The organism is Ferdinandcohnia sp. FSL W7-1320 (genome assembly GCF_038050315.1).
GTDB lineage: Bacteria > Bacillota > Bacilli > Bacillales > Bacillaceae_L > Ferdinandcohnia > Ferdinandcohnia aciditolerans.
Map to the genome: position 1 here is coordinate 4,003,520 of NZ_JBBPAM010000001.1, position 23,132 is coordinate 4,026,651.

The following is a 23,132-nucleotide window of genomic DNA, read 5'->3' on the forward strand; positions in this document are numbered from 1 at the left end:
TGATGAAAATCTATTTATAAAAAAACTCGACTCATAAAAAAAGTGAGTCGAGTCTTGATTGATTACTTATGAAAGGTTGGTTTATAGAAACTTCGATTATCCAATGCAAAGACTCGGTCTGAGAATTCGCCTGGTTTTACACGTTCTAATGCACGATCTAACATATTCATTTTGGCATCAAGATTATCTATATAATGTAGAACTTCCGCTTCCTTAATCATTGGTGGCTTAGGGCTTCCCCATTCTGCCTTTCCATGATGGCTTAAGATAATATGCTGCAATACCGTAACTTCTTCACCTTCAATACCTAGCTCCTTTGCTGCTTGTCCGATTTCATTTACCATAATTGAAATATGGCCTAATAAATTTCCTTCTACTGTATATGTTGTTGAAATAGGGCCTGACAGCTCCGTAACCTTGCCTAAGTCATGTAAAATGATGCCTGCGTATAATAAGTCCGTATCAAGTGATGGATATAGATGAGCAATTGCTTTAGCTAAGTCAAGCATTGAGACAACATGATAGGCTAAGCCAGACACGAATTCATGTTGGTTCTTGGTTGCTGCTGGATATTCAAAAAAGGCAGCTTGATGCTTTTTCAGTAAATGCCTCGTAATCCTCTGGATATTTGAATTGTTCATTTCAAAAATATATTGTGTGATTTTTGAAGCCATCTCATCCTGCGGTACTGGTGCAACTTCAAGAAAATCGGAAATAGTAACCCCATCTAAATCAGTTATAGGTCGGATATTTCTGATTTTCAATTGATTTCGTCCTCGGTAACTATTAATCTCGCCAGCAAGTCTTACGATTTGTTGAGCAGCATAGTTAGTCTCATCTTCAGGTGTTGCATCCCAAAGTTTTGCTTCAATTTCTCCACTTTTATCCTGAAATACTAAAGTTAAGAATGGTTTTCCATTACTTGCAATGCTTTTTGTTGATGATTTAATAAATAAATATACATCAACCTGCTGTCCCACTTCATAATGAACAATACCCTTCACCATATTTTCTCCCCCTGCTTATCTATTTACTCTCACTTCTAAAAAATGAGGACTAAGGAAATAACAAATTTCTTACAAAAATTATAGCATACTTTTTTGGTATTCTATGATACCCTCATTACTTAGTATTATAGGTTTTGCTTCACCAAATCCTTCCAAAACGTGTTGATGACAAGTAAATAGGAGGACTTGATTTTCTTTTGACAGTTCTTTAATTAAAGAGATGACATTTGATAAACGACCTGAATCAAAATTAACAAAGCTATCATCAATAATAAATGGAAATGATTGACTGGGATGCATCGTATTAGCAAGCGAAAATCTGAGCGAAATATACAATTGCTCTGAAGTTGCCTGGCTAAGTTCAGACGGCTCATAGCGTACACCCTTATTATTCTCGACTAGAAAACCATCGACTTCATTGTCAAGGTAAATTCTTTTGTACTTCTTATCTGTAAGAATAGAAAAATAATGCTCAGCCCTTTTTATTACCTTAGGTAAGCGGAGCGTTCGATAGTGGTCTACTGTTTTAGTTAGAATATCTTTTGCAACTGATAGTGTTGCCCAGTTTTTAGCATAGTTTTTTACTACAGAATTACTTGCCTCGTAAGAATGAAGTAAATCTGCGTAGGTTCCACCTTCTTCTAGTTCTTGTATCCGATGGTTTATAGCTGACAGTTGACCTTGCCTTTCTTTTTCAATTGCATGAAGTCTAGTGGTTTCAGCTGACATCTCCTCAATTAGAACTTCATAATCAGTTTCTATATTACAAATCTTAACTAACTTACCAAAGCGTTCTAGTTGCGCCATTAGGAGATTCATTCGCTCTTTCAGTTCTCTTGCGGTATCATTTGCTTGTCCCTTTGCCCGATACTCTTCTTCATTCGAAACTTTCGCAATATCCCAGAGAACTTGAATTTCCTTTTGAAGATGCTCGATTTCCAAACTAAGCTTTAAGATTTGTTCTTCTGAATCCTTTATTTTCGCATCAATCTGTAATAACTGTTCATATTTCTTTTTTTCTACTTGTAATTGGATCGCTATCTGGTCAACTTTTATCGAACTTCGGTCTTCTATGTTTAACTGTTTTGCAACTGTATAAATTTTAGATTGGAAGTTAGAAATCTCATTTTGAAGATCTACTTTTGCTTTAGAAAGCTTTTGTTTATTTAAAGCTTTCTCCTTAATCGCTTCAAGAATTTGAAAAACATCCAATAATCGTTCATTTGAAATTTGCAGTGGAAGTCCATATGTTTTCTTGATGTTTGTTGCTTTTTCCTCTAAGGAATACTCTGTTTTCTCCCATTCCTCAAAGTCTTTAAATACCTTATCTAATGCACGTTCATTTTGTCGATACGTGGCTTTTTCAATTTCAATCTGTTGTATTAGGTGCTTATCACGAATAAGTATTGCTGATAGCTCTTCATGATCTGAATAGTTGCTATGTGTTAGTTGCTCATTTATAGCCTCCAGCTTTTTCATTAATCTTTCTCTATCATCCTGGAGTTCATGAATGAATGAGGATGTCATCTGAGAAGTTACTGTTTTCCCAACTGGCCACATAAGAGCACCTAGGATAGTTAATATCCCACCAATTATCCAATCTTTTGTAACATAGAAATAAACCGAGATAATCAATAAGGTAAAACCAATTCCATAAAACAATCGAGTATACTTTTGTTTGTTTTCAGATTCTTTTGCTGTCATTCTTTGCATTTTTTGATCAATTCTTTTTATCTCATCCTCAATTAACAGCTTTTCACTTTCTAGGTTCTCCTTCGAAGTATATTGGCTTTTCTTTTTTTCATAGCGTTTTCGTTGTTCCTCTGGGAGCACCTGTTGCTTTAAGTCTCTTAACTTTTGTTCGCTATTATCTAGAGCTTCTTTTACTTGTGTAAAACTGTTATCTAAGAAATGCTTCTGTTGCCTATGTCGTGCTGTCTCAGAAACAACTTCAGAGAACATATCTTTTGCAGTAATGCTTAGATTTAATTTCAAAACATCTTTCTCTGGTAATGTAAAATTTATTCGATCTATTAGTTGATTTAATTCATCTTCTATCTCTTGAAGTTCTATCGTAACTTGCTGAAATCTGTTTTCTTTTTCATAAAATAGGTTTTTATTTTCAACCAATTCCAATATCCGTTGTTCGTTAACAATGTATTGTTTGGCAAAATTGATTTCACTTTTTTCCTTGTTCCATTCTAGAATTTGGCCATTTATAGCAGCTAATTGTGCCTGATACGGTTTTATTTGCGCCTGCAGTTGTTCTAAGCGATTCAGCCCATCCTCGGGATAAGGTTCAAACACTGGTAAACTTTGCAATCGATTTTGTAATGTTTGATATTCTTCTACGATTGGTTGAATGGATCGGAGTTTTTCTGATTCTTGAATTTTTTGCTTTAAAGAACTTATCTTGGAATCATAGGATACAAGTTCGTTTTCGAGTTGCTGTTGTTCGTTCAGGAGAGATTCATATTCATTATTTTTCTCCTGCCACTTCGTAACTTTTGCATGTTCCTCCTTTAGTCGGATAAGTTCCATATTAAGTGGTGGATTCTTTCCTTTTGGTTTATATAATCCATCCATTTCCTTCACCAATTTAGTTTGTAATTCAAGTAAGGCGTCTGTTCCAATTGTCCCCGCAGAAAATAAAAACCTTCCTACGTCCTCTCTCTTTAAATTATGTACACCCTGTAGTCCATGAATATTAAAGGAATAAACATTCTTAAACAGGTTTTTATCCATTCCTTGGAAGAGCTCTGATATAAACTCTTCTCCGTAAACTGAACCATCTGGCATAAATACTGATACTTCTCCTGTGGCTTTACCTGGTAATCTTTCAATCAAAATTGTTCCATACTCGTCAGTTTGGAGAATGAGCTTTCCACCATATTTGGCTCCTGCTTTAGGGATATAACGTTGCTCATTTTGTTGTTTCGTTGGAAATCCAAATAAAATACTATGTATAAACGACATAAGTGTTGATTTTCCAGCTTCATTTTGACCAAAAAAGACCTGAAGATGTGGAGAAAGCTCTCCGAGTTCCAAGTTTTCAAGTTTTCCATACCCATAGACCTGAATTCCAATGATTTTCATATCGTCACCTCCTATTTGAAGAATAGAGTTCTCGTAGAATTAAGTTCTCCGCATCATGAAGTATTTCCTGTAGTTCTTCATTTGTAAAAGTATCAATATGCCTCCGGAAGCTTTGATTATTCCGTAAAGGGAGTAGTGCATGATCAAAGTCCTGATAGGTTTCCATGTTTTCCAATAAATCACCAAAAAAATGTGAATCCTGCTTTAACTTTTGACGATTGATCTGTATTTGAAAATTTTGTTTAAGTCCCACCACATAGACAAAATTCTTTTCTGAGATATCATCGTTTAAAAGAGATAAGAGATCTTCTTTTATTGGATTCTCTTGAAGTTGTGTTAGCAGTGGTCCGGTTCCTATATATTCAATCGTTACAAATAAGCCTTGGGTTTCTTTACGGAGAGATTCAAGATGAGAAAGTGATTTGTCAACAAGTTGGTCAAAACTAGTAAGCTCAGAAATATCGATGGTCGTATTTTCCCAAACTAAGTCGGATGTTGGAAAAAATGTATATTCTGTTTTAGCTTTTGAAAGTTTTACGAGATAACCACCCTTTTCACCTGTTTCCTTTTTATGCCTACCTTGAATATTGCCAGGATAAATAATAGGAGGGTCTTCAGCTAAAATCTCCCTTGTATGAATATGTCCAAGAGCCCAATAGTCAAATCCTTTTTTCTGTAGGTCAGAAAGCAAAAACGGAGCATACCGACTATGTGAACTCTCCCCTTCTTTACTTCCATGTAAGATGCCTATATGATATGTGGCACCGTCTTTCTTTTCATAAAATTTGGTTTTGTTTTCAAGCACAGCTTTTTTGGCATAGCTAAACCCATAAATATTCGCAACGGTTTCTCCATTTTTTAAATATGGAATGACCTCGACATTTTCATTTTGAAACACATGGACATTACTCGGCCATTCAAAATGTGGCCAATTTCCACTAAGATGGTCATGATTACCGTGCGTGACAAATGCCTCAATACCATGTTCTCTAAGTCGTTCCATTTCTTTACGAAATCGTGATTGTGCACGGAGGCTTCGGTCTTCTCCATCGAATAAATCACCGGCAATGATGATAAAATCAACCTTTTGCTCAATCGCAATATTGATTAATCTAGACAAGGAGGTAAACGTACTCTCTTGTACACGCTTAAAAACTTTCGTTGGCAGATTGGTTAACCCTGAAAACGGGCTGTCCAAATGTAAATCCGCAATATGTAAAAAGGTAAGTGCATCCATTAATTAGCTCCTTTAGACTCTTTTACCTATATTCTATCACCTACTCAATACGAATGCACGTTCTTATTAATATGAGATTATCAGGGTGTATATTGGTTTTAGATCATATAAAAACCGAGGGAAATTACCCTCGGTTTAATTCTTGTAGCTTATTTATCATTCTTTGTAATTTGTAAAGCCTTTTTGATGTCTTTGAAGGAGGATGATTTACCGTACATTAGTACTCCTCCGCGGTAGACTCTAGCTCCAAATATCGCTAGTAAAGTTATTGTTATAACTAGTAATCCAATTGATAATGCAATTTCCCAGGTTGGAAGTGTTAGCATACCAACTCGAAGAAACATGATCATTGGTGCGAAAAATGGAATATAAGAAGTAATTGTAATCGCGGATGATTCCGGTTTTGTTAGCCCAAACATTGCAATCATAAATGCGGCTACGATTAACAAGGTCATCGGTGTGATCATTTGTTGAACATCTTCAATTCGACTTACTAAAGACCCTAAGAAGGCTGCAAGTGTTGCATATAAGAAGTATCCCAAAATGAAGAAAACACCAGCGTAAACAAAGGTTGATACGGGCAAATCGCCAAAACCAAATACTTCAAAAAATCCGCCCTCCATACCACCCATGCTTTGCTTTAAGGAGCCATATCCGACCAATAAAATCACAGCAAATTGAGTTAGGCTCAATAATGCAATACCAAGTATCTTACCGAACATTTGCTTAATAGGAGAAACACTCGAAATCAATATTTCCATAACACGAGATGATTTTTCAGTAGCAACTTCCATCGCAATCATATTTGCATACATGATGACTGCAAAATAGATAACAAATAAAAGGACGTATACTAAACCACGCGCTTGATTAAGTTCTTCTTCCGATTTTGCGTTTTCTTCAAGGGCCACTTTATCAAATTGGACGGGTGCATACAATTGATTAATCTGATCAGGGGTTAATCCCGCTTTTGTGGTTGCGATTGTCACCTTCAACTGTTGAAGAGCCTGTTCTAGTTGCCCAGTGATTTCTGAATCTGTTATCGACGGTGCCTTATAAACTCCCTCTGGTAGACCCTCTGAACTTTCAGTTAGGATAAGATAACCGGTTAATTCTTCGTTAGTAACCCGTTCTTGGGCATTCTCTTCTGCCCCTTCCATTTTCTCAATGACGATATCACTAGACATAGCTGATAAAGTCTGTTCATACGCTTGATAAAGCTCATCTGACTCGCTAAGAACTGCTACATGGGTTGTCTCATCTTCATCAAATTTGTCAATGATGGTTTGAATATTTGCTAGACCAAAGATAATGAGTGCCGTTATCAATGTCGTAATAATAAATGATTGTGTTTTTAATTTACTCACATAGGTGTGAAAAAGGATAATCCAAAACTTATTCATAAGAAGCACCTACCTTTTCGATAAAAATATCATTTAAGGAAGGTTCCTCTAATACAAACTTTCGAACAAAGCCTTTTCCTACTATAGAATCTAGTATTTTTTGTGATATTTGTTCACTTTCAACCTGTAAATTGAGTCCCTCCGCAGTTTCCTTCACCCTTGTTACACCTGCTAATGTTTTTAAATGACTGATATCAAAATCGGCATGTACGATGACATTTTTCTTTCCAAAAGAACGCTTAATTTCTTTTAGAGAACCATGGACAACAGGTTTGCCGTGATGCATAATGCATAAATGTTCACATAATTCCTCAACATGTTCCATCCGGTGACTTGAAAATACAATTGAGGTCCCTTCATTTTTCAAATCCACAACGGCTTCTTTTAGAAGCTCTACATTCACAGGGTCAAGCCCGCTGAATGGTTCATCAAGAATTAGTAACTTCGGCTTATGAATAACAGATGCAATAAACTGTATTTTTTGCTGGTTCCCTTTTGATAATTCCTCAACTTTTTTTGTCGCATATTCAGGAACCTTAAATCGTTCTAACCAGTAATCAATTTGTTTTAAAATATCCTGTTTTTGCATACCGCGTAGTCTCGCAAGGTACACAAGTTGATCACGCACCTTCATTTTTGGGTAAAGTCCTCTTTCTTCTGGTAAGTACCCAATCATATGGCTTGTATCGTAATTAATCTTTTTTCCATCCCAACTAATTCGGCCATCACTGGCATCTAATAATCCAAGTATCATTCGAAATGTTGTTGTCTTTCCTGCCCCATTGGCGCCTAGAAATCCAAACATTTCACGCTCAGGAATTTCGATTGATAGGTTATCTACTGCTGTGAAGCTACCGAATCGTTTTGTCACATTTTCTAGCTGTAATGCCATTTCGACTCCTCCTTTTCCTGTTGTTTTTTACGAATGAGTTAGGAAAAAGTTTCAAAAATTATCATAACACATTTATTTATTGTATATATTGCGCTGGAACTTGCAATCAACTACACTTTAAGTATCTGAATTTTAACTTTATTTATGGGGGACTCTGATATGAACTATGTGTTAACAGTGTTTGATAAAACGGGAGAAAAATTACTCGAAGAAACATTTGAAGCTGCTACTGAAAAAGAGGCAAAGGAAACTGGCGAAAGAATACTGATAGAAAAAAACTATTTAGAAACAACACATCGTTGCACAAGCACAGCAGGAAAATTAGTGTTATTTCATCGTTAGGCAGGCACCCAATTTGGGGTACCTGTTTTTATTTATTAAAAAATCCCGCTGTGCTTTCAACGGGATTTTTTCATTATTCACCTTTAAAAACTGGTTTTCTTTTTTCTAAAAAGGCTTGAATGCCCTCACGGTGATCCTTCGTACTTCTCATTGCATACTGTCCGTGTTTTTCTAATTCCAATATTTTTTCAAGCTCTGATAAGTGCATTTGATTGTAGATAGACTTAGTTTGAATCATGGCAAGTACAGGTTTCTTTTTCCACTTTTTCACCTTATGAATGACTGCTGTTTGCAGTTCTTCCTCTGCAACCTCATCAATTAATCCGAGGTGCAAGGCTTCACCAGGAGACAATTGCTTTCCTTCCCAAATTAAATGTTTTGCTCTTGCTTCGCCAAGTCTTTTTTCAAGAAAGAAATGTGCACCACCATCAGGAATTAGGCCGATTCCGATAAAGTTCATAGCTAATCTGGATTGTCGATCAGCTATGATGTAATCAGCACCTAACGCAAAGCTTAACCCAAGGCCAGCAGCTGGTCCATGGATTGCGCTGATTACTAGCTTCGGTAACAAGTATAGCGTTTTCATTATTTCTGAAATAAGTTCCATCACAGGTGCAAAAGCACTTTCGTCAGTTGAACTTAACATTGTTTTAATATCTCCACCAGCTGAAAAGCCTCGTCCACTACCAGCCAATACAAGGATATCCACTCCATCGTTGGCAGCTACTTCTTTTAAACTATGTAAAATTTGGTTAAGCATTTCAATATCCATCGAATTTAGTGCTTCTGGGCGATTTAGAGTAAGATAGGCTACTCGCTCATCAATATGAAGAAACACTTTTTCTACTTGTTCGATTGCCATTATTAAGCCCCCTTAGTGGTGTTTCTACTATTATATAATGATATTACCTTAAAAGAAACCGTTTTCAACAAATTGATAAGGTCATCCAAAGTTTTTGGATGACCCTTTTGCAAGTTAGTTATCTACTAAATTTACCCAGAATTTTTACCTCTATATTGAGTTTGCGAATTTCCGGGTTCGCTATCTCCTAAAGTTATCCAGTTGTGAACCTCTTTTCTATCTTTGCGGGTTCGCTATCTCCTAGTTTTGCCCAATACCTAACCTCTTTTCCATCTTTGCAGGTTCACAATCTCCTAGTTTTGCCCAATACCTAACCTCTTTTCCATCTTTGCAGATTCACAATCTCCTAGTTTTACCCAATACCTAACCTCTTTTCCATCTTTGCAGGTTCACAATCTCCTAGTTTTGCCCAATACCGAACCTCTTTTCCATCTTTCCGGGTTCGCTATCTCCTAGTTTTACCCAATACCGAACCTCTTTTCCATATTTCCAGGTTCACAATCTCCTAGTTTTGCCCAATACCGAACCTCTTTTCCATCTTTCCGGGTTCGCTATCTCCTAGTTTTGCCCAATACCGAACCTCTTTTCCATCTTTGTGATAACGCCATCTCCTGGTTTTATCTAGTTCCGATCCTCTTCATACAGTTTCTTTCGAGGTGTCCTACATGTTTACTTAACTTGTGATAGATGGTCTTTCAGTTGGTCTCGAAGGGCTCTTTTCAAGAACTTTCCTACTGATGTTTTCGGGATATCATCCATGAAGATGATGTCATCTGGCAACCACCATTTCGCAAATTGTGGCTTTAGAAACTCATATAGCTCATCCTTTGTAATTTGGTCCTTTGCAGCATCTTTTAACACTACACATGCAACTGGCCGTTCTTGCCATCTTTCATGCGGTACTGCAATAACCGCCGCTTCAAATACTGCCTCATGGGCCATAAGTGCATTCTCAATATCAACAGAGGATATCCATTCTCCACCACTCTTGATTAGATCCTTTGTTCGATCAACAATCTTCACAATTCCTTCTTCATCTACTGTGACTACATCTCCGGTATGTAACCACCCATCTCGGAACGCATCATTTGTTCGCTCATCCTTATAATACTCATCCGCAATCCAATTTCCTCTTAACAATAACTCTCCCATTTCTTTACCGTCATTGGCCACTTCTCCATTTGCCCCTACAACTTTCATTTCAACGAGGGGGACGATAGAGCCTTGTTTCGAGCGTATTTCTAATTTTTCCTCTTCTGATAGATTATTTTGATAGCTTTTTAGACGCGACAAAACAACAAGTGGTGTTGTTTCTGTCATCCCATAAGCATGGATAAACGGGATTTTGTATTTTGTTTCAAACGCTTTAATAAGCCCCTTTGGAGCTGCAGAACCACCACATAAAATACGAGTTAGACTGCTTGTATCGTAGCTGCCTTGTTCTAGTTCATTAAGAAGCCCAAGCCAGATTGTTGGTACACCCGCAGTCATTGTTACTTTCTCGGAATCTATTAATTCAGCCAATACCTTTGGAGTAAAATAGGGTCCCGGCATAACGAGAGTGGTTCCAAACCACACCGCCGCAAAAGGTAATCCCCAGGCATTTACGTGGAACATCGGAACAACTGGCATCGCAATATCACTTTCCGTCAATCCTGAACCATCGGCTAAACCTAGTGCCATACTGTGTAAGACAACTCCGCGATTTGAATAGACAACCCCTTTCGGATTACCAGTTGTTGCAGAGGTGTAGCACATCCCTACAGGATCATTTTCATCAAGGTCTTTCTTAAATTCGAAAGTAGGGTTTCCTTCATTTACAATTTTTTCATAATGATAAAGTGGTTCTAAGTTTGTTTCTGGCAATTCATCCTTATCAGTCATAATGATGAACGCCTCAACTGTTTTTAATTGATCCTTAACCTTTTCTAATAATGGAAGTAGATCTTCATCAAAAAGCAGTACCTTATCTTCTGCGTGATTGATGATGTAGACTATATGCGCAGGTGAAATGCGGATATTGATGGTATGAAGAACTGCACCAATACCAGGAATCGCAAAATAAGCTTCTAGATGACGATGATGATTCCATGCTAATGTTCCGACACGCTCACCTTTACTTACCCCGATTTTGTCAAGTGCACTTGATAATCTTCTTGTTCGTTCACCTATCTCTTTATAAGTATGAGTTACAATTCCATTTGAAGTTCTCGAAACAACAGTTTTCTTTGGAAAATACCTCTCTGCACGCTCGAGCATTGATGAAACTAGCAATGGTACATTCATCATAATCCATTCCCCCACTTCAAAATTATTTGAAAAAGGCAAGTTACTCTCGTAAACTTATAGCCCCATATTTTTTGCGATTATCGTTTTCATGATTTCATTTGTCCCTGCATAAATCGCCGATACTGGTGTGTCACGATACCGTCTCGCTATCTCGTATTCCTCCATATATCCGTATCCACCATGTAGGTGCATACATTCAGCTGCGACTTTTTTTGCCATATCGGTTAACCACCATTTTGCCATGGAAACCTTTGTCACCACATCCTTTCCTGCGATATGTTTCTCAATCAAATCATCTAAAAAGGTTCTACCTATTTCAACTTCAGTTGCCATCTCTGCAAGTCTAAATTGAATATGTTGGAATTTACTAATTGGCCGCCCAAAAGCATCACGCTCTTTAACATATTTCATTGTTAGCTTTAGCATTGTTTCAGCTGCAATTTGAGCGGATATTGCAACAATTAATCGTTCTTGCTGGAGCTGTTGCATCAAGTAATAAAAGCCCTTCCCCTCAATTCCAATAAGATTTTCAGCAGGAACAATTGCATCTTCAAAAATCAGTTCTGCTGTATCTTGGGCATGAAGACCAACCTTATCGAGTTTCCTTCCACGAGTAAATCCTGGGGTATCTTTTTCAATTGCTAACAAACTAATTCCTTTATGTTTTTCTTTCGGATCTGTTTTACAAACAACAACGACTAAATCCGCATGAATGCCGTTTGTTATAAATGTTTTCTGACCGTTTACAATGTAATGGACACCATTCTTTACAGCAGTCGTTTTAATCCCTGCCAAATCAGAACCAGCACCTGGCTCTGTCATCGCTATTGCTGTAATCATTTCACCTGATATACATGTTGGCAACCATCTTTGTTTTTGTTCCTCTGTGCCATATTCATTTAAATAAGGGACCACGATATCACTATGAAGTCCTATTCCTATCATGCTTGCTCCAACTCGTTCAAGCTCTTCGTTAATGACGACAGTATAGCCAAAATCAGCATTAAGGCCTCCATATTTTTCATCAACCCATGGACATAAAAAGCCATTCTCTCCCATTTTCGTCCAAAAAGAACGAGGGATTATCCCGTTTTTTTCCCAATCGTTATAAAAGGGATATGCTTCTTTTTCAAGAAACTTTTGAAAGGCATCCCGAAATATATGATGCTCGTCTTGTAAATAACGTGCCGTCATTATTATCCCTCCTAGTAATAAGGGTTTGTTTTTATCAATGTATGTTTCATGATGGGTAAATATAATGTGGTATTTTTGTGAAAGTCTTGTCTAATAGAAACAAAATAGAAAGCGTTTACATTTAATAAAAAGGAGTCTGTTTAACTTTATGAGTTCCAGTACTTGAATAATTCCTCATTTCACAGAAAAATCCTCCTTTTTGAAAAGAAAAAAGACCTAATCCCCAAATATTTAGTTTTAAGTATAAAAAAAATACCTATAGATAAAACACAATTTTTCAAGTGTCCTATCTATTGGTATCATTTTAAAAGGTAATATTTACTATTATATATATTCCTATAAAGAATTACTAATAGAGTTTTGACAAGCACCTGCCGAATTTGAAATATGGCGGATTAACCCCTCTACAAGAGAAGGTACCTCTTCGAAAGCACTCTTCATATGAAGGCGTTCTGTTCGCTTGTGGGCATCTTTGCCGAATGGCCCGACATTCAATACGGGTGCCTGAAGTTGTTTCATTTCCTCAAATGGGATGCTGTAGTTCCCACCCCAAACCGGTGTATTGGAGATGAAAGAAGTCCAACCTTCGCCTTCTTCCTTGTAGTTCACGTAACTAAGATCGCTTATGCCATTGAAATAGTGAACTTGCTTTACTGGTAATTCAAACTTCTCCATGCTATGTGACTTGACATAATCTACACATTCAATAATAAAGTCACAATCAGACGAATTTACAGCAGGATAATATGGAGGTGCATAGAGTAAAACCATCGCCGGTGAAAGCTCTTGACACTCAATCATCAATGAATCAACAATTTGGAAGGATTTATCTCGATCACTCCACTCGTTATTCCCGAGAATTTCGGTCTTAACTGATTCAACAAAGTCTTGGCCAAGTTTTCGAATAGCGTAATCTAGTAGTTCCTCATAGCGGTAAACACGAATTTCTCCTACAGGCTTGACGCCCTGAGTGGAACAGATTTTTTGATAGTCTTCGTTACAAGACTTTGCAGCATTTCTAGCAATGCCTTCAAAAATATCCATAATTTCTGCTGCATTTCGTTTCATTAAAAACACGTTGTACAATGCGACTGCACGGAATGGAGTCTGGGTTGAGTACTCCATTTTCAAATCCTTTTGCTGCAGCGTAACAGGAAGTGGAGTCTTCTCCCCCATCACCGTTTCCTGAAGCTTGGCGTTCCATTCCATTTCCTTTGTCATAAACGAAGCAATATAGTTTGCGGTAATACCACTAAGTGGTTCACCTACGTGGGTTTCACGTCCGTAAAAAAACACTGACGGCATAATCTTTCCGATTGACCCTGAGTAAATATAATAGTTAGGGTCTCCTGGTTGCTGACTAAATACCGGCTCACCGTTTAAGAAAAGCTTATAATTGAGGGCATGTTGTTCACGCATTTCTACTAACTTCGACACAGCTGCTCGCATTCCCGAAGAATTAACCTCTTCATCTGGAACAGTTAATAGAACAAGATTAATTGGCCATTTTTCTGTAGTAGCCTTTTCAATTATCCCCATATGCATGACAAGTCCCATTTTCATATCCATCGTGCCTCGTCCAAATAAATACTCACCAGAAAGAAGATCCTTTTGTGCATCCTCAGGCAAACTGTCGATTCGGCTATGAAGTAATTGTGTTAATTCCTCTGGACGAAAAGCAAATTCCTCTATATCACCGTATTCATCCGTATATACTGTATCAAAATGGCTAATAAGTACAATTGTTTCCTCTGCTTCAGGGTGTTTGTATAAAGCGGTTACAAATCTTCTGCCAAGATCTGCATCATGAAGATCAAGATGAGAGGGATTCTCTTGAAAGTAAGGCAGACTTTTCAGTTTTTCTGATACTTTAGCGGGGAAATCCCTTTCTCCCGCTGTGAGTGTCCTACTATCCCAACTAACTACCTCGCATAGCAATTGACGAAGCCCTTCTTTTGTTGCCCACTGATATTCCGTCATTTCCTTCTAACCCCTTTTTCATTATTGTATTTGCATTTGTATTTGTATACAATAAACATGTAAAAAAATGACTTTTGGTTTAAAATTGTGCAAGAAGCTCCAGTATGTATCTTTTTACCTAGAGCGTCTTGGCAGTGATATTTATTCTTCTTTTGCAGTAAGACCAAGTCGATTGGATATATTTTTTATATGATTAGCCATACATGTTGCTGCTTCTTCAGGGTCTTTTCTTTCTAAAGCGGTTATAATTTGAAAATGTTCTTCAATGGCTTCAGTCGCACTCGTTCGTATTGTATTCGTTAAAATTATATATCTTTGCATCTGAATGCGAAGAGAATTAATAAATTCCTTTAATTTATGATTATTTGTGAACTCGGCAAGATAGCTGTGAAATTGGGTATCCAAATTAATGAATTGACTAAAGTTCTTTTCGACGATACTTTCCTGCTGTTGAATACATATCTCTTTTAAAAACTCTAACTGCTCAGCATCAATGGTTATGCAGGCAAGTTTTGCTGCTAAAGGTTCCAGCGATTCTCTCAAAACCTGATAGTCTTGTGCTTCTTCTATTGAAATTGCTCGAACTCTAGTCTGTTTGTTTAATTCCATCTCAACCAGACCTTCATATACTAACCTTTTTAAAGCCGTACGAATAGGAGTCCGGCTTATCCCCAGTTTTTCTCCTAAATGTTCTTCAGTTAAATATTCCAAAGGTTTTATTTCATTATTGATAATGGCATTTTTAATTACATCGTACGCTTGATCAGATAATGAACCAGCAGATTTCAGTTTTTGCATCATAATCCCCTTTTTCATTTAAAACTTTCCTGTTACCATACTTCATCTTATTAACATTTCTCTACTGTTCTGTTTTTCATAATGCTATCCATAAATAGCTCTAATCTATCTAAAGCTTCTTGTAGCATTTCCATAGAGGCTGCATAAGAAATTCTGATAAATCCTTCACCAAACTCGGTAAATCCATTACCCGGAACAACAGCAACTTTTGCTTCTTGTAATAGCTTTAACGAAAAATTCTCTGAAGTCATATTTGTGCTTTTTATTGAAGGAAAAACATAAAAAGCACCTTCTGGTTTTATTACATCAAGTCCCATCTTCATTAAACGGTCACAAACATAATCTCTTCTTTTCCTGTATTCTACAGCCATTTCGTTTGCGTCATTTATTCCATTTGTGAGTGCTTCAATTGCTGCATACTGGCTAATTGTGCTTGCACAAACTGAATTATAAAGATGAATTTTTAGCATTTCTTCAGATAAATAAGCTGGTGCAAAGGTAAAACCAATTCTCCACCCTGTCATCGAATGAGACTTTGCAAGACCGTTAATGACAATTGTCTTTTCTCTCATTCCAGGGATAGCAGCGATAGAATAATGCTTTTTGTCAAAAGTCAGCTCACTGTAAATTTCATCTGAAACTATGAAAATATCCTTTTCCATTAGAAGACTAGCAATTTCATTCAAATTTTGTTCATCTAACATGCTTCCTAATGGATTAGATGGAGAGCAAAGAACCAAACAGCGTGTTTTTTCCGTAAGTTTGCTTTTAATCAACTCAGCATTAAGCTTAAATTGATCCTGCGTCACATCAATATATACTGGAGTAGCGCCGCATAATTTGATGAGCGGTTCGTAACCTGGATAAATAGGAACTGGAAGAAGGACTTCGTCTCCCTCTCTCAAAATAGTACGAAAGGCTGTATCAATTGCCTCAGTCGCCCCGTTCGTTACAATGATTTCTGTTTCGGCATCGTATTGTAAGCCGTATTTATGTTTCAAAAAGTCACTTGCAGCTTGTCTAAGGTCGATTAACCCTGCGTTATGAGTATATGAAGTTAAATTCTGTCTTATTGCTGAAATCCCTGCTTCTTTAATATGCTCAGGTGTGCTAAAATCAGGCTGTCCAAGGGTTAGATTAATCGAATTAGGATAGTCGGCAACCATATTAGAAAATTTTCTTATACTGGGAACCTGAATATCCGTAACCCTTTTATTCAATAAAATATCCATCGTTATCCCCCTTTTTACTGTTACGTGTGGATAGTAATAATCCTTAAGTAGGTATGTGTTGCACTCACTTCATGTTGAACCTTTTCTAAAATCCCCAGTCAGATTTCACTAGCCTCAATTACCTTCATGAAATTTCCCTTCGTTTTCCCTACCTTTCAGGGTAAACTACCGCGATGATTTCCATTTCTTCATCATTCGGATTTTCCATTCCATGACCATGGCCAACTTCCATCATGCACGCATCGCCTGCTTTGACAGCAATGCGTTCTTGATTATTCCTTATGAAAAAGCCCTTCCCTTTCGTCACATAGTAAACCTCGGCCTCACCATGATGTTCATGGAACCCAATTATTGTTTGTGGTTTCAAAACAACCTTGGCAAAAAGAGAAACATTACCCAACGTTTCATCTGAACCAAAGATTTCATATAACTCAATGGTGCCCTCTCCTCCACGTGGATTTTCAATAATCTTTTTCTTCTCTGTTTTTCTAATCAATTGATTCACCTTCTATCTGAACAATGCTGGCATAAATGTTGAAATAGCTGGAACGAATATAATTAACAATACAAAAATAATTAAAATTCCAATTACATGTAATACATATGGGAATGTATGCTCAATTCCCATTTTACGATCAGTGATACTACATCCGGCAATTAAGGACAGACCAACTGGCGGTGTTACATTTGCTAACGCAAAGTTCATGCACAATACCATTCCGAAGTGAATTGGGTCGATGCCATACTGCATCGCAATCGGCATAAAAATCGGACTCAACAATATAATTAATGAGGTTACTTCAGTAAGCGTACCTAAAATGAACAGAATTAATGAAACAACCAATAAGAATTGAAGTGGAGTATGGGCATACTGCAAGAAGAATTCTGAAATCATTGCAGGGATTTGATTTGTTGTTAACACATATGTAAATGCATTCGCAACAGAAATAATAATTAATATTGTTGCTGATGTCGAAGCTGAACTGACCATGATTTGCTTAAACTTTTTATACGTTAATTCTTTATAGAACAAGGACAAAATAAAGCCATATACTACCGCAACAACAGCTGCTTCGGTTGCTGTGACAAGGCCACTAAATATCCCAGCAAGAATAAATACCGGTGTCATTAGCGGGAAGAACGCTTCCCTACAAATCTTTAAAAATTCTTTTCCACTTATTTTTTCTTGGTGGATGACCCCAAAGTTTTTACGTTTAGACATAAAGGCAACATAGATACATAAAAGAATAACAAGTATAATACCAGGTAAAAATCCGGCAAGAAATAAATCCCCAATAGAGATATTAGCTGTTATGCCAAGGATAACCATTGTTATACTTGGAGGAATAATTAATCCTAAGACACCCGAAGGACCAACGATACTTGCAATAAAGCCTCTGCTGTAGTTTTGTTCTTTCATACGAGGTACAATAACAGATCCTACCGCATATGTTGTCGCAACAGTTGAACCCGACACGGCACCAAATAAGGCGCTAGTAACAACTGCCGTCATCCCAAGTCCCCCTGGCAACTTCCCAACTAGAGCATTTGCTAATCCCATCAAACGCTTCGTTAAACCACCTTTACCCATGATGTTACCTGCTAGGATAAATAACGGGAGGGCAAGATATGAGAAGTTGTTAACTCCAGCAAACATTCGCTGCACCATCATTTCTAATGATACATCGGTTAATACCAGCATACCTATCGTTACAATACCCATCGTAAACGCAATTGGCATTCCTAGAAAAAGGAAGAAAAAGAATAGAGCTAAAATCGTAATGATCATCATAATTCAACAATTCCTCCTTTTTTAGAAGAACCAAACATATTAAGTATGATGAAATAGATGGAAAAGATCGAACTTATCGGAATCATGATATAAAATAGGCCCATAGGTATCGTCAATGTAGAAGATGTCGAGCCCCATGCTAATATAGAAAGTCGGAATCCATAGACCATCAATACACCGAAAAAGAGGATCATAATGCATTGAATAAATATACCAACCTTCTTGCTTATACTTTTTGGCATCATATCAACTAAGAAGTCGACAGATAAATGTATCTTTTCATACATGGCTAAGCTACACCCTAAAAATGTTAGCCAAATAACCATCAGCCTTGCCAATTCTTCTGTTCCAGGTAATGAAATTCCAACATATCTTGAGATAACCTGTATAAAAACAATAGCTGTTAAGCCCGTAATCATAATCATACAAAGCGTAGACAACAACTTAACAAGTATATTGGTTAATTTAGTAATCATAGAATGGCTCCTTTAGTTAATACTTTTTCCTATGGAAAATAATTCTCCCTGTTCAGATCTTTATGACCCAAACAGAGAGAATGTTAATCCTTAATATCCGGAAGCTGCTCTGTAAATGTCCATTAACTCAGTACCAAATACTTCTTTTTCCCATTTGTCATAGACTGGTAGCATTGCTTCACGGAATGCTTCCTTATCAACATCATCATTAACCTTCATTCCACGTTCTTTGAGTGTGTCAATGTATTCTTGTTCTTTAGAATCATTTACAGTTCGAACTTCCTTAGAAATTCTATCTGCTTCTGCTAGAATTATTTCTTGATCTTCTGCTGAGATTTTCCCCCAAACATCAGTATCAACAACCATCATTACTGTATTGTAGAAGTGACCAGAAAGTGATAGATATTCTTGAACTTCGTCAAACTTAGCAGCTACGATATTAGAAAGTGGGTTTTCTTGTGCATCAACTGTTCCTTGCTGCAATGCACCATAAAGTTCGCTGAATGCCATAACAGTCGGAAGTGCCCCAACTTCTTCAAAAGTGTCTACACGAAGTTCTGTTTCAGCCACACGAATTGACATACCTTTCATGTCTTCTGGCTTAACAATTGGCTTCTGGTTATTTGTAATGTGTCTAAAGCCCCACTCAAGATAACCAATTTTTGTCATACCTTCTTCTTTCATCACATTTCCTAGGTATTCTCCAAATTCCCCATCATATGCAGCACGCGCATGTTCAGCATCTGCCCACATGTATGGCAAATCCTCAATCGCCATTGTCTTATTTAGGTTTTGCATAGAACCAATCATGATTGCACCTGATCCCATGGTTCCTAATTTTATTTGCTCTAACATTTCTACTTCGGAACCTAACTGGCTGTTCGGGAAAACTTTGAACACGACTCGTCCCTCTGTTTGTTCCTCGACATTCGCAGCCATTTCTTTAATTAATTCGGCAGCAGGAGTACCTTCAGACAATGCATGTCCAAGTTGTATTGTCGTAGGTTCAGCACCACCACCATCACCTTTCGATTTTTCAGCATTACTGCTACAACCAACAAGAATAAATGCAAATAATACCGATAAGCATAAAAATGATATAATTTTGTTCACTTTTTTGACCTCCTTCTAATATTTTTTATATTTCATAGTTTTCCAACACATCAATTTGCCATTACATTGTTAGGTACATATTAGACAATATTTTACTGCCGTTACTCAATGTAACTGCTTTCATTTCGTGATGGCTAACTATAGAAAACAACAAGGATTTCATATTATTTCCAATTATTCAAAATATTCAGAACTGGAAGTTTTGCAAAAAGATTGTACCAATGAACAGCATGTGTAGAAGTTAACAAGTATTTAAATAAAGTCTACTAAATTACCAATATCAATATAAGTATACGGTATACTGTATACAGTATACCGTATACACTAAGTGTTAAACTTAGTTATAAATATACGTTATATAAAAATTGACGTCAATACAATTGTATAAAGAATTAAAATATTCTATATTCTATTAACATTCACCCTAGTCCCCCTATTGGCACCACGATATCTTTATATTAAAAAACGAATTCCCGTTAACATAAATCTAAAACTTTGCTAATTTTTTCAATTGCCCAATCTAATTCCTCTTTACTAATTACTAATGGAGGAGCAAAACGAATAACTGTATCATGAGTTTCTTTACATAAAAGACCTTCTTCTTTTAATGCTTCGCAATATATGCGGGCAGGTTCTATAAGCTCTACACCGATAAACAAACCGCGACCGCGAACCTCTTTAATGATTGGGTTATTAATTTCTTTTAACTTCCCCATGAAATACTCACCAAGTTCTAAAGAACGACCTGCCAGTCTTTCTTCAATAAGTACATTCATAGAAGCAACTGATACGGCACATGCCATTGGGTTTCCACCGAAAGTTGAACCGTGTGATCCAGGATTAAATACGCCAAGTATGTCTTTGCTAGCAACTACACAAGAAATCGGGAATACCCCGCCACCGAGTGCTTTTCCTAAAATAAACATATCAGGATTGACATCTTCCCAGTCACATGCAAACATTTTACCCGAGCGAGCTAATCCGGATTGTATTTCGTCGACAATAAAGAGAACATTGTTTTCTTTACATAATTCTGATGCATTCTTTAAGAATCCTTCAGGTGGAATCACAATTCCAGCTTCACCTTGGATAGGCTCAACTAGGAAAGCTGCTGTATTTGTCGTAATAGCATTTTTCAAAGCTTCTAAGTCACCAAAAGGGATTAGTTTAATACCTGGCAGCATTGGACCAAATCCTCGTTGATATTCTGCTTCAGAGGAAAGTGACACAGCCGTCATAGTTCGACCATGAAAATTACCCACACACGCAATAATCTCAGCCTGATTTTCAGCTACACCTTTTACATCATATGCCCAGCGGCGTGCAGCTTTAATCGCCGTTTCCACAGCTTCAGCCCCAGTATTCATAGGTAAAGCCATTTCTTTCCTTGTTAATTTACAAATCATTTCATACCATGGGCCAAGCTGGTCATTATGAAATGCACGAGAGGTTAATGTCACACGATCAGCCTGTTCTTTTAACGCCTGAATGATTTTTGGGTGGCGGTGCCCCTGATTAACTGCAGAATAAGCACTCAACATATCCATATATTTATTGCCTTCAGGATCTTCCACCCATACTCCTTCAGCTTTTGAAATTACAACTGGAAGCGGGTTATAATTGTGTGCACCAAATTTTTCAGATTGCTCTATTAATGTTTGTGATTTTCTTGTTTGAGTCATCATACTATTCTCTCCCCACGAGATTTTGAGTTTAATAGAAAGTATTTGGTTAAGTACGCGTTCCTAATACATTTCAGAAGTTGTTTTTGCTTGCATATGCAACTGAATGTAGTCAGGTCCGCCTGCTTTTGAGTCTGTTCCTGACATGTTGAATCCACCAAAAGGCTGGTAGCCAACAATTGCACCCGTACAACCACGGTTAAAGTAAAGGTTACCTACATGGAAATCTTCACGTGCTTTTTGAATGTTGACACGGTTGTTTGTAATTACTGCACCTGTTAAGCCGTATTCCGTGTCATTCGCAATTTCAATAGCATGATCGAAATCCTTTGCTTTTGTGAAGCCGACTACTGGTCCAAAGATTTCTTCCTTCATGATACGTGCGTCTGGGGTAAGGTCAGCGAATACCGTCGGCTTAATGAAGAAGCCTTTGGAGCTGTCTCCTTCTCCACCTGTCATTAGCTTTCCTTCTTTCTTACCAATTTCAATATAGCTCATGATTTTATCAAATGCATTTTGGTCAATCACTGTAGCCATGTAATTACGATAATCTGCTGGATCCCCTTGTGTTAATTCATTTGTTAATTCAACAACACGGCTTAGCACTTCATCATATACATCTTCGACAATAACTGCACGGGAACATGCTGAACATTTTTGTCCAGAGAAACCAAACGCTGAAGACACAATAGATTGAGCTGCTAATTCAAGATCGGCCTCTTTATCTACAACGATTGTGTCTTTACCGCCCATTTCAGCGATTACACGTTTGATCCAGATTTGGCCGTCATTCAATTTAGATGCGCGCTCGTTGATTCGTAGTCCAACGTCACGAGAACCTGTGAATGAAATGAAACGAGTATCTTTATGATCAACTAAATAATCTCCAACTTCAGAACCGTTTCCAGGAACAAAATTAAGAACACCTGCAGGAAGACCTGCCTCTTCCATCACTTCAACAAATTTCGCTGCCACAATTGGAGTTGTAGAAGCAGGTTTTAATAGAACAGTATTGCCAGCAACAATTGCAGCTACAGTTGTTCCAGCCATGATGGCAAGCGGGAAGTTCCAAGGAGAAATGATAACACCAACACCTAATGGAATATAATCATAACGATTAAATTCATTCGGACGGCTGTTTACTTTAACACCATCTTTGATTCTTAGCATTTCCCTACCGTAAAATTCAAGAAAGTCAATAGCTTCAGCTGTATCAGCATCTGCTTCTCTCCATGGCTTTCCTGCTTCTTTCGTAAGTAAAGCAGAAAACTCATGTTTACGGCGGCGAATGATAGCAGCCGCTTTAAATAATACGTCCGCACGTGTTTCCGCTGACACCTTTTTCCATGTTTTAAAAGCTTCCACAGCCGCTTGCATAGCCTTTTCAGCTAACTCACGATTTGCTTTTGATACGCGTCCAACGACTTCTTCTTTATTAGCTGGATTAATTGATATAATTTTATCGTCAGTAGTAATTCGCTCTCCCCCGATTAATAAATCATAATCTTGGCCTAAGTAACTTTCTACTGTTTGTAATCCCTTTTTGTATGCGTCTTGATTAGCCTCGATAGAAAAATCTGTAAATGCTTCATGTTTATATGGCTGTACCATCTTTTCATCCCCCATTAATTTTTTGGTCAACCTACATTTATGCAAGAAGTGTGCCAACTTTACAAACACATTCAGTCACCGTTTTAAAAACTTTTAGAGCAAATTTATTTTGCTACGCTAATTTTT

Annotated in this window: 18 protein-coding genes; 1 reads left to right on the forward strand and 17 read right to left on the reverse strand. The window is 37.3% G+C overall.

What is annotated here, in order from left to right; genetic code table 11:
• Positions 1-62: 62 nt before the first annotated feature.
• From yhaM to NST91_RS19690, 5 genes are all read right to left on the reverse strand, one after another.
• Positions 63-1,007 (reverse strand): 3'-5' exoribonuclease YhaM, encoded by a 945-nt coding sequence (gene yhaM / locus NST91_RS19670; RefSeq protein ID WP_341332489.1) that lies wholly within the window; start codon positions 1,005-1,007, stop codon positions 63-65.
• A gap of 78 nt (positions 1,008-1,085) precedes the next feature.
• On the reverse strand, positions 1,086-4,103 hold the full coding sequence (locus NST91_RS19675; protein WP_341332490.1) for an ATP-binding protein: 3,018 nt from the start codon (positions 4,101-4,103) through the stop codon (positions 1,086-1,088).
• A gap of 4 nt (positions 4,104-4,107) precedes the next feature.
• On the reverse strand, positions 4,108-5,340 hold the full coding sequence (locus NST91_RS19680; RefSeq protein WP_341332491.1) for a metallophosphoesterase family protein: 1,233 nt from the start codon (positions 5,338-5,340) through the stop codon (positions 4,108-4,110).
• A gap of 149 nt (positions 5,341-5,489) precedes the next feature.
• Entirely contained in the window at positions 5,490-6,743 is a 1,254-nt protein-coding gene (locus tag NST91_RS19685; RefSeq protein ID WP_341332492.1) for an ABC transporter permease, read from the reverse strand.
• The gene (locus NST91_RS19690) at positions 6,736-7,635 is read right to left on the reverse strand and encodes an ABC transporter ATP-binding protein (protein ID WP_341332493.1); all 900 of its coding nucleotides are present in this window, start codon (positions 7,633-7,635) and stop codon (positions 6,736-6,738) included. Before NST91_RS19690 ends, NST91_RS19685 begins: the two co-directional genes overlap by 8 nt.
• A 159-nt stretch (positions 7,636-7,794) precedes the next feature.
• Here NST91_RS19690 and NST91_RS19695 point away from each other — a divergent pair, with 159 nt between their 5' ends.
• Entirely contained in the window at positions 7,795-7,977 is a 183-nt protein-coding gene (locus NST91_RS19695) for a YhzD family protein (protein ID WP_341332494.1), read from the forward strand.
• A gap of 73 nt (positions 7,978-8,050) precedes the next feature.
• Here the strand turns inward: NST91_RS19695 and NST91_RS19700 are convergent, their stop codons facing one another.
• The 12 genes from NST91_RS19700 to pruA form a co-directional block, all read right to left on the reverse strand.
• A complete protein-coding gene (locus NST91_RS19700; protein WP_341332495.1) occupies positions 8,051-8,839 on the reverse strand; it encodes an enoyl-CoA hydratase in 789 nt (262 codons plus the stop codon).
• A gap of 669 nt (positions 8,840-9,508) precedes the next feature.
• On the reverse strand, positions 9,509-11,128 hold the full coding sequence (locus NST91_RS19705) for a long-chain fatty acid--CoA ligase (RefSeq protein ID WP_341332496.1): 1,620 nt from the start codon (positions 11,126-11,128) through the stop codon (positions 9,509-9,511).
• Between the two features lie 54 nt (positions 11,129-11,182).
• Complete coding sequence (locus tag NST91_RS19710) at positions 11,183-12,322, reverse strand: acyl-CoA dehydrogenase family protein (RefSeq protein WP_341332497.1); 1,140 nt, start codon at positions 12,320-12,322, stop codon at positions 11,183-11,185.
• Between the two features lie 336 nt (positions 12,323-12,658).
• The gene (locus NST91_RS19715) at positions 12,659-14,302 is read right to left on the reverse strand and encodes a M20/M25/M40 family metallo-hydrolase (RefSeq protein ID WP_341332498.1); all 1,644 of its coding nucleotides are present in this window, start codon (positions 14,300-14,302) and stop codon (positions 12,659-12,661) included.
• Positions 14,303-14,443: 141 nt separating this feature from the next.
• Complete coding sequence (locus tag NST91_RS19720; RefSeq protein WP_341332499.1) at positions 14,444-15,118, reverse strand: GntR family transcriptional regulator; 675 nt, start codon at positions 15,116-15,118, stop codon at positions 14,444-14,446.
• A 32-nt stretch (positions 15,119-15,150) separates the two neighbouring features.
• Entirely contained in the window at positions 15,151-16,332 is a 1,182-nt protein-coding gene (locus NST91_RS19725; RefSeq protein WP_341332500.1) for an aminotransferase A, read from the reverse strand.
• Between the two features lie 148 nt (positions 16,333-16,480).
• Entirely contained in the window at positions 16,481-16,828 is a 348-nt protein-coding gene (locus tag NST91_RS19730; protein ID WP_341332501.1) for a cupin domain-containing protein, read from the reverse strand.
• Between the two features lie 12 nt (positions 16,829-16,840).
• Positions 16,841-18,124 (reverse strand): TRAP transporter large permease, encoded by a 1,284-nt coding sequence (locus NST91_RS19735; protein ID WP_341332502.1) that lies wholly within the window; start codon positions 18,122-18,124, stop codon positions 16,841-16,843.
• A complete protein-coding gene (locus NST91_RS19740; protein WP_341332503.1) occupies positions 18,121-18,600 on the reverse strand; it encodes a TRAP transporter small permease in 480 nt (159 codons plus the stop codon). The genes NST91_RS19735 and NST91_RS19740 overlap by 4 nt, the downstream gene beginning before the upstream one ends.
• Positions 18,601-18,690: 90 nt before the next feature.
• Positions 18,691-19,713: a DctP family TRAP transporter solute-binding subunit gene (locus NST91_RS19745; protein ID WP_341332504.1), complete on the reverse strand. Its 1,023-nt coding sequence runs from the start codon at positions 19,711-19,713 to the stop codon at positions 18,691-18,693.
• A gap of 476 nt (positions 19,714-20,189) precedes the next feature.
• Complete coding sequence (locus NST91_RS19750) at positions 20,190-21,395, reverse strand: ornithine--oxo-acid transaminase (RefSeq protein WP_445724516.1); 1,206 nt, start codon at positions 21,393-21,395, stop codon at positions 20,190-20,192.
• A gap of 63 nt (positions 21,396-21,458) precedes the next feature.
• The gene (pruA, locus tag NST91_RS19755) at positions 21,459-23,006 is read right to left on the reverse strand and encodes an L-glutamate gamma-semialdehyde dehydrogenase (RefSeq protein WP_341332506.1); all 1,548 of its coding nucleotides are present in this window, start codon (positions 23,004-23,006) and stop codon (positions 21,459-21,461) included.
• Between the last annotated feature and the right edge of the window lie 126 nt (positions 23,007-23,132).